The organism is Ralstonia sp. Ralssp110, from assembly GCF_047325135.1.
GTDB classification, from domain to species: domain Bacteria; phylum Pseudomonadota; class Gammaproteobacteria; order Burkholderiales; family Burkholderiaceae; genus Ralstonia; species Ralstonia mojiangensis.
Map to the genome: position 1 here is coordinate 3,344,736 of NZ_CP168610.1, position 13,846 is coordinate 3,358,581.

Consider the following 13,846-nt stretch of genomic DNA (forward strand, 5'->3'; position numbering starts at 1 on the left):
AGCGATTGCCTTTTTTGTGTTTGCGCGGATGATAATCGAAGCGGCCGCCGCGAAGATCACGAACTGCAAAATCGATGCAATTGCGCGACGTTTATAGATACTTAGATCTGAATTCGACGATATTGAATTCAGATTAATTGAGACTTTACAGCCTCATTTCAACAAGCAGTCTTGATGGCGGCCGGATCGAGCCCCAGCAATTCGCAGATGGATTGTTTAGAGCCCACACCCGCCAAAGACCATGCGGCACCCGGAAGCATGCGTCCCAAACCCATCACAAGATGAGGACGGATGAGGCTGCCGATGCCTCACCGTTGGCACGGTTGGCGCCGGCAGTTCCATCACTGGCGCCGGCTTGTTGGCCATATTCCTCGGTAATCAAAAGGGGCGCCAATGCGCCCCTCCGACCCACAGTTACATCGCTGCAACGCCACCCGATGTCAGATACTGACCGAAGAGGCGCGCAAACTGGCCTCCGTCGGTGTTGATGTTCGTCGAATAGGTACCGCCGCCGCCAAACACAATGGCAAAGGTGTGCATGCCGCCGTACTCCCACGTGTTGCGCAGCATGTAGTCAACGTGGTTGTCTCGGTAGTGCCCGGGCGTGCCGCCAGGGGTGTCGGAAGGCACACCCAACGGCGTTTGCCACCAGAGAATCGGCAGCCCGTTGCCCAGCGCGTCACGATAGGCTGAATACGAGTTCTGCTGTTGGTGGAAATTGGGCGTGTTGACGTTGTTCTCGTCCAGGTAGAACGGACCACTGCGGCCCATGCATTCCCCAACGGCCGCGGCTTCGAGGCAGCCGGCGTCGCGGTCGCTTGTCTGCGCCACGATGAAATCGGCACGATCCGCGCCAATGAGCTGCATTTGCTTTGCGAAGACGTCTGGCGTGGCATTCCAGAATGCCGGGGGAAAGCCAATCAGCGCCTTGGGCGCATGCCAACGCGCCATCGACACCAGACAGCTGCCGATGTTGGCGGCGGTGTTCGCCATCCAACTGCATTCCGGCTGGTTATTGAGCACGGCAGGCATTTGGGTCATGTCGTGGTTAGGCGCCTGCGCGTAGACGTAAGGCCAAAAGTCCGGCTCCAGGTTGACCAGCACCGCGGTGTCGAGCTCGTTGATGCGGTCATACATCGTCCGCACTTGCGACCAGTAGTCATTCATGAAGCTCGCATCGTTGATGCCGCTCAGGTTACCGTCGCCCCGTTGGGCCATCTGGTAGAGCGTGAACATCGGGGTCGCGCCATAGCTGATGGCGTTTTTGGCCTGATAGGTCACGTATGCGCCGGTGGGGCTGTTCCACGAAGTCCAGGCGCCTGACCCAACGCCTACGAGGTAGACGTCGACAATGTCAGGACGAATGCCCTGGGCCTGCATATCGGCAATCGACTGCCCCGAACCCAGGCCGATCTGCACACGCCCCGTTCTGCCCATCTTGCTGAGAATCGCGGCGGAAGCGTTGGTGTCCGTACCCATGACCCGCTTAACGTCGCCAGCGCCGGTGCCGGTGCCTGTTTGTGCCGAGCCTGGTGCGCTGCCACTGCTGCTTTGCGTCGTCGCGCCGCTGGTGGATGCATCATCGTTTCCGCCGCCGCAGCCGAATAAGGCAAGTGCCATCAAAGCTGCTGCCACATGCCGATGAGAGAACAGACTGCGATTTGCGCGCGCGTACATTTCTTGCCGACGCGTGTCCGCTGCCACACTACCGTTTGTCATTTCCCGACCTCGTCAATTTTCATGCTTATTTGAGAAAGCACCCGACTCAGCGGCACCTTCGCGCTGAGGGGCATTGCGGCCCGGCAAAGCAATCCGCTTAGGCCGGTGCCTTTTGCCTACATGCGTGCTATCACGCTGAATCAAACTAGCATCCGTGCGCGCGCTTAAAGATGACCATGAGGAAAGTTGAAGGTCGGAATCGCGCCGTTTACGGGCCGTTCGAATGGACCAGCGCGAAGTGAGTCGACCCGCTATTTGAGAAGGCCTGTTGGCGCCAGTCGCTCTGCGTTGCGACTGGGCAGGTATGGAGAACCTCTTGCTTCGCACACGACTTCGTTGCTTCGCCAGCGGGCGGGGCGGGTGTCTTGCCTGCGTGGCAGCATCGACTGCCAATCATGCTTTGCGAACCCCCGTATGGACACCAAGTTCAACAATGTGCCGCACGATCCAGCTGCGTACGCAGAGCTGCATCAGAGAGTCAGCGGCCTTCAGTTGGAACAGGACGCGACTGCCGCAAGGCAGCCTGCCTCAACGGATTCACCGCAACGTTCTACGCGCGTGCTGCAGCGCCCGGACGGCATGCCGGCTGCGCGGCGCGCGGGAATCAGTTCACACGCCGATGGGCCCATGCGCCGCCGCGCACCCTTGCCGAGACGTCCGATCAGCGCCACGGCGCCCAGCAGCAGCCATGCGACCGTTGGCGAAGCATCGTCGTCACGGCAGAGCCCGCCCGGTTCTCCGGCGTTGCCAGAAGGGCCACATCGGTCGGTGTATCCGGCCGCTGAGTTCTCGCACTTCAGGGGCATCTCAACGGTGGTCGGGGCCATGTATGAGCGCCCGCCCGCTGCCTATGGCATCCCGCCCGATATCAAGTACGCGCCGATGGCGGAGCCCATGGTCCGTTGCAGCGATGGTGCCGTCCGGCGGTTCCCGCGCGCGGAGGGTGACAACGACCGCTACTTCTCGCAGTTGGGGAAGGGGCAGATCTACGACATTCCGGCCAAATACGTCACCAAGCGCATTGGAGGCATCAAGCTAGCCGCCGATGCCAAGCACGCAGCGTTTGAGGTGAACGGCAATACGGTCAGCCCCATTCAAGTCGGCTGGCAATTCAAGGCCTATCCGCTTGGGAACGGCAAGGTGATGGTGCCGCAGCCGGGTTTTCGTGATTGCACGGGCGCCTGCGAACTGATGATGATGTTTGACCACGGGCACATCAACCGCGATACCGCCCACGGTTACGAAGCGGCCCTTGGCAAAACCCGTGAAACCGCCAACCTGATGGCTTCGCTACACCACCAGACTGGATGGACCCCGATCCTGGTGGAGCACGACCTCAACTACAAGACGGGCCTGTTTGGCGCCGCGCACCCGAGCCGCAAACAGGCGTGGCGGGATCTTGCGAGCAAGATCAATGACATGGGGCCATGCATGCTCCGAAAAGCCGGGCACATGGTGATGCTGGACGGCATTCGGGAAGCGAACGGACAGTTTCATCTTTCGATACGCGACCCGTTTCACGGCACGGCCGTTGAGTTTCGCGACACGGCCAAATTCTTTACCGATCAGTTCGGTACGCCCGACCGCGCTCATATTGAAGCCGTATTCTTGAAGCGGCCGACGTGAACGCACGAGCTGCAGACGCGGTCAGGAAAACCGACCTGCAAGTCGAGTGCGTTGAGCTGTTGAAGAGGCGGAGACTGGCTTGGCACGAGCGGGCCTGAAGCGCTGCCTCTGTTGGCATTCCCGCCCGTCTCGGGAATGCGTCAATCTGTTTTTATTGGCTGTAGCCCCGCCGCTCTATGGCGGCTAACACGTCCCACGTCTGCGGATCGACTTCGCGTCCCCCGAGCGACATCGATACGTAAGCATCAATCGCATCCACAAAGCCTTTGATGAAGGCCGGCGGGAAGGCGTGTGCCGAAAACTGCTGCAGTTGCTCGCGCAGCATCCCTGGCCGGCATTGGCCGTGTGTGCACATGGCGGTGCGTGTGCGCTTGAGATACGCCTGCGCTGCGATTGCGCCGTTCAGGTAGGTGCGGTTTTTGGTGAGCCTGCCTGTGTCGGATGACGTGGCCGGCGGCGGTTGCGATGTTGGCGGAGATGGATACGACGCAGGGCGATTCCCGCTTTGAGAACTTGGCATGAAGCCTCCACAGGGATTGAAGAGGCCTGCCGCTCATCGCCAGATGAGGGGTGGCGGGCCTGACGGCGGGGCTGGCGAACCGGCTCCCTGTGGCGCCGGCAGACCCGAAGGTCTCCCCGCCCGGCCCGCCATGAACTGGCTTGCGCGAGCGAACGCAGCACGTCGCGCAAGGCGACATGCATTCACAGGAAGTACTTCAGACGGATCGCCAGACCCGGCTGCCGTTGGTGCGGCAGCGGGGCAATTATAGCGATGGGGGCACCTTCCAAGTTCCGATTCTCTGCCCCGGGGCCCCGCGCCCCAAGGGCCGAGAGCGCACCCCGCATTTCGGCCCAATACGTGCGGGGATCGAGCCTGCGCGAAGCAAGCTTGGGCTGTTGCGCCGCGTCGCCTTCCTTCAGCGCGCCGAGCGACGCAGTTTTAGATGCGTGCGTCGATGTCAAACATTCGATTTCGGCAACCTGGGAACGGAGCTCCGCCATCACACCGCCACCCACGGCCCTCAGAGGCACGAACTCGGCTCAAAAACATTCGATACATCGGAGCTCCGAGAGCCGTGCTTGGCCATCAAAGCCCCGACGCCGACGCGTTCGGACTGGCGCGCCACTGCCCGAGGTTCAAAGCCCGCTGTCGGGGCTCGAAAATTTCGAGCCCCGACAGCGGAATGCGAATGTTTGGGGCTCGCGATCCGCCTGCAACGGTTCGAGATCGAATCCGAAGCCCCCGTCCTCGGGCAAGAGACATGCGTGATCGGCGATTTGAGACCTGCGCTCCGACCTCGAACCTCTGCGCCGGGACGCCACCGCCCCTGCTTCTGTCAAAAGTGGTGACCTGCCTTGATATCGGGCCCGTAGCAAACCAATCTCGCCCGGTCGCGCTAATTGGTGCGACCTTGTTACTACGTAGAGAAGGAATGCAATGTCACAGAACCTGATTTCGCTTCAACTCACCACCGCAGACCTGAGCGCCGTGGATGCCGCATTGAAGACGCTGGAAGAGAAGCTCGCGGGCCTAATCGATCTGTCGATCGACCAGCGCATGACGATCACGAAGATGGGCGACAAGTCAGAAGCGTTTTGCCGCAAGGCCGTTGAAGTGCTGGGTAACAACCCCGGCGTGCTTTCGGTGAACTACAGCCTGGCGGAAGTGAAGCGCGACTTGGCGGCGTTTGATGCGTTGCGCCCTCGAGTCGTTCGTGTGGAGAAGCTGCTCGAAAAGATGCATGACTCGCAGATGGCACTGGGTAGCGACTTGATGACGGCTTCGCTCGAGGGGTATGCGTATCTGAAGGTAGCCGGCAAGGGCGAGGCGTTGGATACGGCTCGGGCGGCGTTGTCGGTGCGGTTTAGTCGGGGGGCGCGGAAGAAGGTGGAGGAGGCGCCTGCGCAGTGAGGTGAGCCTTGATGGGTTGATGTAAAAAAGGCCGCCCCAGAGGGCGGCCTTTTTTGTTCAACGCGTTGCGCGTTTCCTATGGAGTGGCGTCATACCTTCGAATTAGCGCGCCCTTGCGCGTGCTGTGCCGCATGTTCCAAGAGAACGACGTGATGCTCATAGGAACTGACCGTCGCCCACATGTGAGCAAAGACCATGTAGAAGAAGACGCCAACAACTGTCCCAGCGTACAACGTGTATGAAAGCCGTCCTTGGTCTGGCAATTTGATCAGCACAACAGTGACAGACCCAATGATGGCAAGGACACCGATCTTGTCTATTGCGCCCACGATGAGCCCAATCCTGGACCGCGTTTGCGTTGCAATGGATCTGAGGAAGTCCCGCGCGAAAGTGATTTCCTCATAGCTGAACGCCATCCCAATTTCCAATACGAGGTTGCGTCGTTTAGCCAGCCGCTTTGATACAGAGCGAAGGAGATCAATTTGAAGGCCTTTCAGATCAATCCACGTCTCCCTTACGCCGACGAAGACGTTGATAGGCGCCACGATGGCGCCGACAACAAGCGCCATAGCCGCGACCCAGAGGGGAACCTCGCTGTGCCACACCCCCGACAGTGCCAACGCACCAAGCCCAATTCCAAGCGATGCCGTTCCTAGCCAGAAGGTCCAATGGTATAGCGAAGATGAGCGCGACTCCTCGCCGTTCTCGTGGGTGAGCATGTCGACGATAAGCGCCAATGGAGAGTCGCTGGATACGATTTCGGGAGTGCCCCTGCGTGCTGAAGTGGCTTGGGTGGTGGACTCAGGCACTGACATAAGGGAAAAGGGTTGGACTCACCGCCATGAGGAGAACGCAGAAAATGCGGATGCCGATTTATGTTCTATCGACGCCGATATAGGCATCTCGCTCCTGGCTGGCAAGAATGTACGATGAGGCATCGCAGTAGGCGGAACTATTGCCGGTTTCGTGCAAAGCCTCCCTCACAGGAGGTTTTGCACGAAAATGACGCACACACCAACTCAGGTGGAAAACCTGAGTTTTCGCCTCTGGATATCACTCATAGTCGGCGGCCAAACTCCCGGCAAACAAGCTACGCGCAGTGACATCGCCACCCTGGAGCGCATCGATTGCCGCTCGCACGTCGTCACGGGTCAGATCTACCACGCGCAACTTGCCGTTCACTTCCGCCACAGCCTCGATACGACGATAGGACATCGCATGAGTTTGTGCATACTGCGCAAGTCCGCGCAGCTTTGGAATCGCATCGCTAAGGTGTGTGCCGTGTGGATCAATCAAATCCGCAACAACGGTTCCGTCATCGAGCTTCGCAAAGAAAATGAAGTCGGGGCGCACCATCCGGTATTGCTCATCGGACAGGTAGGCGATGCCTAGCGACGATTGTCCGGGCTGCTGTGGGTTGCGATACCAGAAGGCGAATCCCGCGCGCTCGGACTCCGTCTCAACCACTTTTGCTTCCCACGCGTTCAGCTCGGCTGGGTAGTTGCCGTTCTCGTCGCAGAGCAAATGGTTTTTCCAGGTCGGCAAATCGAGCACTCTGTCGCCATCGCGCACTTTGGTCGGCTCATAACGTGCTTCCGGCTTAATCAACTCGACATCTTGCGGCTCTGCACTCATCTCGATGATTTGCCGATACGACTCCTTGCGATCATCGTTCAGTGCCTTGATCTGTGCTCCATATTGATTCATCCAGCCTCGCACTAGACTATTGGCCGCCCCGTCAAAATAAGCCTGGACGTCAGTCACCAGTCCGAGACCGGCCACGGTAACGCGCGCTTCAACGATGGCATCCAGAAACTCTTCGGCATCCTCGGCCGGGTCAGCTACCTTGTAGGCGAGATGATCAACGTATGTGCGTGCAATATCCTGTGTGAGAACATGCGCAGCGCGGCGATAGACATCCGCGATTGCTGCTGCATCGGCATCCTCTTCCCACAGTTGATTGAAGCTCTTTCCCTTGCCCTGCAGATCGGCGCGAACGGTGCGACCATCCACAGTCAACACTGCCTTCCGCCTCGCTGCGATCACTGCATGGTTGTCCTGTTGGAACCGGTCAAGCGCTTCATGCAACGTAGCGTGCGCTACTTTGCCCGCATTCGGCAAAATCCCATCCGATGCCAGCTCGTGCGCTAACGCGGTCAGCCGCTTCGCCGGCTTAGCACCACGTTGCGGACGCGTCTGCGATGGTAGAGCCTCAAATGCTTCCCACACGGGTCGGGGAACGTCGGGGTTAGGTCTGACTTCAACATAGTCAAGCAGAATCCGACCCGGCGTTGCTCCCTGCGTATCGTCACCTGTTATCAGGGCATCGACCACGCTGATCGCTGTCTTCCGATCGAACTTGGGCAACAGGCAATCGACGGTATTCAATCGCTCGTTGCCAGGGATACGGCGTGCAAGCGGAGAGCGCACCATGCGACCAAGCAACTGTGTGATGTGCGTGCGATCGGTGGCGGCGCGGAAGGACACCATTACCTCGGCACGGGGACAGTCCCACCCCGTGCTGATGGCGTCTTTAGCAACCAGAACGCGGACCCAGGTTGACTCCTGAACGCGCTGCGGCTCGATGTAGGGCACGTCGCGCTTACCGAAGCGCTGCGTAGTGTGCTCACCAAAAACGTGCGCCACACTGCCCTGTGGCAAATCCGGATATTGCTCAAAGACGGTGTCCAGAGCGCGTCCAATCTCATTTGGATCTGGTGTGTTCGGCACCTGCAACACGAGTAGTGGGACAACTGTGTGCGATTCGTCCTGCTGCTTAGCGTACTCGGCCCAGGCGTGCGTGGAATCCTTCAACTTATCAGTTGCACGACGCACAAGTACTGTATCGAAATCCCCAGCCTCGTCCGGAATGTCGAGCAGTATCGTGTCCTTGATAAGACCAGACTCCTGCACTTTGGACGTGTCTACGGTCACGTTATTCAGTTTGAGACGACTGACTGCGCCTTCCATCGCATCGTTAAAGCGATCTACAGTAGCGGAAATGCCCAGGACCACGGGAATACCAGGCACACCGCTGGCGCCGTTGATTAAACGAAGGACGATAGTGCTCTTGGCCTTCTGGCTGGCAACGTTAGAACCGCCCATGCCTCGGTGCGCCTCGTCGAGCACTAAGTACAGGGTCAAGTCAGGGTCTTCGATAGTGTTCTGAATGGTGTCCCAAATCGTGTAAGCACGAAGGTCCGGGCGGGTCTCTGGCAACAGGGTGCCCGCCTTAGCTTCAAGCTCTTCCTGATCAAATCCGCGTACCAGCAGGCTGTTCTTGCTCAGCTTTTGCGTGTTGAGGAAGTAGATCTTTCCGGCCTCAAACTTCGACCGGTTAAAGGTGTTCTCCACCACGACCATGTCGGTATGGTTGATGCGGTCACTAGCTTCCATCAGCCGGAAACGCGTTTGTTCGTTCAAGGAGGGATCGTCACTGAACCAAATCACAACTGCGCCAGGGTCAGCTTCAAAGCCGAACTCATCATCTCCGTGGAACAGCGCCTCGAGCGCCGCGGCTGCCATGACAGTTTTACCTGCGCCGGTAACTGCTGTCAGGGAGAAGGCAGCTTTGTCCCTCTCACTGCGCCAATACCTGCGTGCTTTGCCGAGATTGGTCAAGGCATCGCGCACGGCATCGCGCTGGTAATCCTTGAGAGTGAACTTCATCCATCAGTCTCCGTGAGCAAAACTGAAATTGGTCAAATAGGATTCATATAGGCGCACAGCCTCCACCCCATCGAGGAGTCGGCGCGCAATCGCCTGGTAACGCCGGTCATCGTCCGTGACGATGTAGGCCACCTTAATTGCGGGGGCTGCTTTGAGCGCCTTGATGAAAGGCGTCGCCGCATCCACGTCAGCCAGGAGACCATACGCATCCGCAACAGCCCAACCGTCCGGAGGCAACTTGTCGATTCGTTGTCCACGAGCACCAGCCCGCAACCAAAGCAGCGGCGCAATTCGGCCGAAGGCTAGGTTGTGATTAACCGACAGAGGCGTTTCGTAGGTCAACGTGAAAAATTCAGCGTTCTCCTGGAATCCATCAGACATCGGAAATTCATCAGTGAACTTGTAGTCACCCTTGACCGGTTGGCCATCAGGCGTCCTACCCGTAATGGCGGCTTCAACGCGCGGCTTCGTAATGAAATCACAAATGCCGTGTCGCTCCCACGCTGGATCGCCGGGACGCAATCCCTGTTCTCGTAGGGCCTTCTGCTCGTCCGCCGCTACTTCGTTGTTCGTCACGGAAATGCACTGGCGACGCCCGCCATCCTGGCGATTCAAGCGCATAACAGCGTGAGCCGTCGTACCCGAACCCGCGAAGAAATCGAGAACGATTGCTTCCGGCTTGTCGGCCACAAAAAAGCGCAATGCGTCTTCAACGGCGTAAAGCGCTTTCGGAAACGGGAAACGTCTACCGGGAAGAAATGTGCGAATCATGTTGGTCCCATGACTGCCTGCATCATGAGAGGTCATGTTCCATATAGTTTTTGGCGCCGTAGATCGACTGCCCTTCGCATAGGCGATTTGCAATGTGCCGTCCGATGCCCGGCCAATCACCTTAATGTCACCGTCTTCAATCCGCTGAAGCTGGTTAAAAGACAGGTAATAAATCGGGACCGAGTTTCGCGATAGATCAACTCGACCAGTCTTTACGGCACCACGTGACATTAACTCGCGCAGCGTGTCTGGCACAACGGACCAACTGTATTGTTGCCCATCGCTAGAAGGTGGCCAAACCGCAATTGTGCCAGCCGGCGTATCGACGGGATCGTTGCTACCAAGTGGTACGGTATTGCCGACGGAATGTATACCCGACCCATCCTCCTTGATGTAGATGGGGTACCACGATCCTGGGTTGTGCGGACGCAACCCTTTACGTCCCGTGCGTGCGAGGCCGCGCCAGCGCACGTCCTCATCGTCGGAATAGTCGCGTTCGGTCAGCATATCCCGACTCCAACGCGTCAGTTTCGCCTCGCCAAGGACTACAAAAAATATGTATTCGTCAATGCGAGAGAACTCGTTGGCTCGAGCAGTTCCTTTGGGGTTGATCACGCTGCTGATCATTTGCACCCGGGCTTCGGGAAATGTCTGTTCGAGCAGCAAGCCTAGCCGCAGATACTCTTTTTCGTCGATGGTGACGATAAGCACCGAGTTTGCCGGGTTCAGAAGCTCCCTCGCAATCAGTAAACGTCGCTCGATCATTGCCAGCCATTTGCTGTGGCGGTACAGATCATCGGCCTCTACGTAGTCGTTGTTGTACTTCCAGTCCTTTGCTCCCGAGTTGTACGGGGGGTCTATATAGATAGCGTCAATCTTGCCACGATGCGTATAGGTCAACGCCTCTAGGACGTGGTAATTCTCACCGTTGATTACGGTATGGAAGGGTTTGTCACCCCCCCACTGCACCTTACCCGTGCTAATAAGGCCAGGATGGATCGTGTCACTGAACTCTGCCACTACCACTAGGTCATCGAGTGCAACCGTCTGCGTCTCGATGTTGTCCACACGTAGCAGAACCAAGTCGGCTTGCTTCGTGGTTTTGTCGATCCTCTTTACTTGCCATAAGCGCTGATCGCCCCTTTTTGTCGTGCCGCGCGGCGGCAGCACACGCACCTTGTCTCCTTTACGGACAATCCGCTGAGGCAACTCCACGACTTCGGGACGGTGGCGCTCAAAATTCAAACCGAAAGGCAAGCGCGCTGACAGAACCTTGAACTCCCGATCAAGATCTGCCCCTAATTGTTGGTCTCTAGCTCTGGCTTGGGCAATCAGGTCTGTCAATCGGGACACAGGCAACTCCTTAACGTAGTCCGCAATGATGCCAGAGGGCCTGAAAGATGGTCACTATCTCCGGCAACGCTCGCTGCATCAGCGTCGCTTTTTCGCGCGGAAAAGAAAACGCCGAGAGGTTTTCTCTCGGCGTTTTTTAACGACATAGTTAGCAATCAAACATCAATATTCCGCGCCACCAACGCATTGCTCTCAATGAAGTTCCGGCGCGGTTCCACGTCGTCGCCCATTAGCGTGGTGAAGATCTGGTCCGCGGCAATGGCGTCTTCAATCTGCACGCGCAGCAGGCGGCGCTGGGTGACGTCCATGGTGGTTTCCCACAGCTGCTCGGGGTTCATTTCGCCCAGGCCCTTGTAGCGCTGGCGGCTCACGCCGCGCTCGGCTTCGGTCAGCAGCCACGTCATGGCGGCGTGGAAGTCGGTCACGTGCTGCTCGCGCACCTTGTCGCCGGTGCCGCGGCGCACCTTGGCGCCGTCGCCAATCAGGCCCTGGAAGGTGGCGGCGGTGCCCGACAGGGCGGCGTAGTCTGCGCCGGCCACGAAGTCTGCGTCGATATGGCTCAGGCGCTGGTTGCCGTGCTGGCGGCGTACCACCATGACGCGGTACTTCTCGCTCTTCTCGTCGTACTGCATGAAGGCGTCTGCGGTGGCGCCGCCGTTGGCGTTGCTGGCGTTGCCTTGCATTTCCAGCAGGCGGGCCTTGAGCGTGCGGGCGCTGGCTTCGGCTGCGGCTTCGCTGCTCAGGTCCAGGGCCACGCCTTCGGCAATGGCGCGCAGGGCGTCGGCGTCAATCACGCGAGACAGGCGCTCGATCACGCCGCGGCTGAGCTGATACTGGCGTGCGAGTTCGGCCAGGGCGTCGCCGGCAATCTCGGTGCCGTCGGCACGCACGAGCACGGCGGTGTCCAGCGCCTGGCGCACGAGGTAGGCGGCCATCTCGACGTCGTCTTTGATGTAGCGCTCTTCCTTGCCGTGCTTGATCTTGTAGAGCGGCGGCTGGGCGATGTACACGTGGCCGCGCTCGATGATCTCGGGCATCTGGCGGTAGAAGAACGTGAGCAGCAGCGTGCGGATGTGCGAGCCGTCCACGTCAGCATCGGTCATGATGATGATGCGGTGGTAGCGCAGCTTGTCGAGGTTGTAGTCGTCTTTGCCAATGCCGGTGCCCATGGCGGTGATGAGCGTGAGCACTTCCTGGCTGGAGAGCATCTTGTCAAAGCGTGCGCGCTCGACGTTCAGGATCTTGCCCTTGAGCGGCAGGATTGCCTGGAACTTGCGGTCGCGGCCTTGCTTGGCAGAGCCGCCTGCGGAGTCACCCTCGACGATGAAGAGTTCTGACAGCGCGGGGTCTTTCTCTTGGCAGTCGGCCAGTTTGCCGGGCAGGCCCATGCCGTCGAGCACGCCCTTGCGGCGGGTCATTTCGCGGGCCTTGCGGGCAGCTTCACGCGCGCGGGCGGCTTCAACGATCTTGCCGCAGATGATCTTGGCGTCTACGGGCGTCTCCAGCAGGAAGTCGCTCAGCGCCTTGGCGACAACGTCTTCCACGGGCAGGCGCACTTCAGACGAGACGAGCTTGTCTTTGGTCTGCGAGCTGAACTTGGGCTCGGGCACCTTGACGGACAGCACGCAGGTCAGGCCTTCGCGCATGTCGTCACCCGAGGTGTCGACCTTGGCTTTCTTGGCGATCTCGTTGTCGGTGATGTACTTGTTGATGACGCGCGTCATGGCGGCGCGCAGGCCCGTGAGGTGGGTGCCGCCGTCGCGCTGCGGGATGTTGTTGGTGAAGCAGAGCACCTGTTCGTTGTAGGCGTCGTTCCACTGCATCGACACTTCTACGGCCACGCCGTCTTTCTCGCCGGCGGCAAAGAAGACGGTCGGGTGCAGCACGGTCTTGTTCTTGTTGATGTACTCAACAAAGCCCTTCACGCCGCCCGAGAAGGCGAAGTCTTCTTCCTTGCCGGTGCGCTGGTCGGTCAGCTTGATGTGCACGCCGTTGTTCAGAAACGAGAGTTCGCGAATGCGCTTGGAGAGGATCTCGTAGTGGTATTCGACGTTGGTGAAGATTTCTTCGTCGGCCAGGAAGTGCACTTCGGTGCCGCGCTTATCGGTGGTGCCCGACACGCGCAGCGGCGAGACTTCGACCATCTGGCCGTCCGGCGCTTGCACCGTTTCGATCAGGCGGTTTTGCGGAACGCCCTGTGCAAACTCGATGTAATGCACTTTGCCGCCCTGGCGGACGGTGACCTTCATCCACTTCGACAGACCGTTCACGCAAGACACGCCAACGCCGTGCAGGCCGCCCGACACCTTGTAGCTGTTCTGGTTGAACTTGCCACCGGCGTGCAGCTCGGTCATGGCGATCTCGGTCGCGCTGCGCTTGGGCTCGTGCTTGTCGTCAAACTTGATGCCGGTCGGGATGCCGCGGCCGTTGTCGATCACGGAGATGGAGTTGTCCGTGTGGATGGTGACCTGGATCTCGGTGCAATGCCCGGCCAGCGCCTCATCGATGGAGTTGTCCAGCACCTCGAACACGAGGTGGTGCAGGCCGGTGCCATCCGAGGTGTCGCCGATGTACATGCCCGGCCGCTTGCGTACCGCCTCCAGGCCTTCCAGGATCTGGATCGAGGCGGCGTCATAGCTATGGGCCTCGGCGGGGGTGGATTGCGGTTTCTGCTCTTCGGTCATGTCGTTCTGCTCGCAGCCATGGGCGTTTTGCGCACACAGCGGGGTTGCTTAAAAACGGCGAAGGGGCGGATCGTCACGATCCAGCCCCTCGTCTTGCTCTGGGTGCAGCGGT

General features: G+C 59.1%; 8 protein-coding genes. 2 read left to right on the forward strand and 6 right to left on the reverse strand.

The window, feature by feature from the left end; genetic code table 11:
* Positions 1–414 precede the first annotated feature (414 nt).
* Positions 415–1,620 carry a hypothetical protein gene (locus tag ACEN9T_RS24610; protein ID WP_413707341.1) on the reverse strand — a complete coding sequence of 402 codons (1,206 nt, stop codon included), beginning with the start codon at positions 1,618–1,620 and terminating at the stop codon, positions 415–417.
* A 744-nt stretch (positions 1,621–2,364) separates the two neighbouring features.
* On the opposite strand from ACEN9T_RS24610, the gene ACEN9T_RS24615 reads away from it, so the two are divergent.
* Positions 2,365–3,345, forward strand: coding sequence for a hypothetical protein (locus ACEN9T_RS24615; RefSeq protein WP_413707342.1), 981 nt, complete (start codon positions 2,365–2,367; stop codon positions 3,343–3,345).
* Positions 3,346–3,496: 151 nt separating this feature from the next.
* On the opposite strand, the gene ACEN9T_RS24620 is transcribed toward ACEN9T_RS24615, so the two are convergent.
* Positions 3,497–3,865 carry a hypothetical protein gene (locus ACEN9T_RS24620; protein WP_413707343.1) on the reverse strand — a complete coding sequence of 123 codons (369 nt, stop codon included), beginning with the start codon at positions 3,863–3,865 and terminating at the stop codon, positions 3,497–3,499.
* 918 nt (positions 3,866–4,783) lie between these two features.
* On the opposite strand from ACEN9T_RS24620, the gene ACEN9T_RS24625 reads away from it, so the two are divergent.
* Positions 4,784–5,257, forward strand: a complete 474-nt coding sequence (locus ACEN9T_RS24625) for a hypothetical protein (RefSeq protein WP_413707344.1) — start codon at positions 4,784–4,786, stop codon at positions 5,255–5,257.
* Between the two features lie 89 nt (positions 5,258–5,346).
* Here the strand turns inward: ACEN9T_RS24625 and ACEN9T_RS24630 are convergent, their stop codons facing one another.
* The 4 genes from ACEN9T_RS24630 to gyrB form a co-directional block, all read right to left on the reverse strand.
* Positions 5,347–5,976: a hypothetical protein gene (locus ACEN9T_RS24630; RefSeq protein ID WP_413707345.1), complete on the reverse strand. Its 630-nt coding sequence runs from the start codon at positions 5,974–5,976 to the stop codon at positions 5,347–5,349.
* A 334-nt stretch (positions 5,977–6,310) separates the two neighbouring features.
* Positions 6,311–8,926 (reverse strand): DEAD/DEAH box helicase, encoded by a 2,616-nt coding sequence (locus tag ACEN9T_RS24635; RefSeq protein ID WP_413707346.1) that lies wholly within the window; start codon positions 8,924–8,926, stop codon positions 6,311–6,313.
* 3 nt (positions 8,927–8,929) lie between these two features.
* Positions 8,930–11,050, reverse strand: coding sequence for a site-specific DNA-methyltransferase (locus ACEN9T_RS24640; RefSeq protein WP_413707347.1), 2,121 nt, complete (start codon positions 11,048–11,050; stop codon positions 8,930–8,932).
* Between the two features lie 155 nt (positions 11,051–11,205).
* Entirely contained in the window at positions 11,206–13,734 is a 2,529-nt protein-coding gene (gyrB, locus tag ACEN9T_RS24645; protein ID WP_092974206.1) for a DNA topoisomerase (ATP-hydrolyzing) subunit B, read from the reverse strand.
* Positions 13,735–13,846 lie beyond the last annotated feature (112 nt).

Coding starts and splice junctions, on each gene's coding strand:
- ACEN9T_RS24610 (WP_413707341.1), bottom strand. CDS start 1,620: ATGGCACTTGCCTTATTCGGCTGCGGCGGCGGAAACGATGATGCATCC.
- ACEN9T_RS24620 (WP_413707343.1), bottom strand. CDS start 3,865: ATGCCAAGTTCTCAAAGCGGGAATCGCCCTGCGTCGTATCCATCTCCG.
- ACEN9T_RS24625 (WP_413707344.1), top strand. CDS start 4,784: ATGTCACAGAACCTGATTTCGCTTCAACTCACCACCGCAGACCTGAGC.
- ACEN9T_RS24630 (WP_413707345.1), bottom strand. CDS start 5,976: ATGCTCACCCACGAGAACGGCGAGGAGTCGCGCTCATCTTCGCTATAC.
- ACEN9T_RS24635 (WP_413707346.1), bottom strand. CDS start 8,926: ATGAAGTTCACTCTCAAGGATTACCAGCGCGATGCCGTGCGCGATGCC.
- gyrB (WP_092974206.1), bottom strand. CDS start 13,734: ATGACCGAAGAGCAGAAACCGCAATCCACCCCCGCCGAGGCCCATAGC.